The organism is Vibrio ouci (genome assembly GCF_004551525.1).
Lineage (GTDB): Bacteria > Pseudomonadota > Gammaproteobacteria > Enterobacterales > Vibrionaceae > Vibrio > Vibrio ouci.
The window spans coordinates 1-447 of sequence record NZ_SATR01000364.1 but is presented as its reverse complement, the minus strand read 5'-3'; the positions used below and the strand labels follow the sequence as shown (position 1 = coordinate 447).

At 53.7% G+C, this 447-nt stretch carries 1 protein-coding gene; it reads right to left on the bottom strand.

What is annotated here, in order from left to right; translation table 11 throughout:
- Window positions 1-417 (bottom strand): hypothetical protein (locus tag ELS82_RS25960; RefSeq protein ID WP_208733334.1); only part of this gene is annotated, 417 nt, incomplete at its 3' end.
- Window positions 418-447: the final 30 nt, after the last annotated feature.

The window sequence follows — 447 nt, the reverse complement described above, 5'->3', positions numbered from 1 at the left end:
GCGCAGGGAAATCCGGCAGGAATAGACATCGAAGCTGGGCATCTTGTCCAACCCGCGGATTTTAACCATATCGTCAGGCAGGCTGTCTGCATCCGACTCCTGGAAAAAATCCGGCAAGTCCTGCACATTAAGCTGTCCGCTGACCCCCGCCTTGTCCCGGAACAATTCTACGGCAGTTTCCAGCCGACTGTTCTTAACCAGGCACGCACGGCGCAAAGCAGGCGTTTTGATGGGAATCATACATAAAGGCAGGATATGCCCCGCCTTGTCCCGGAACAATTCTACGGCAGTTTCCAGCCGACTGTTCTTAACCAGGCACGCACGGCGCAAAGCAGGCGTTTTGATGGGAATCATACATAAAGGCAGGATATGCAAGCTATCCTGTTGTTCAGTTGTCGGCTTTAGCGCCTCTTCCACTGTTTACTGTCCTTTGTCCGCGCCCATCGC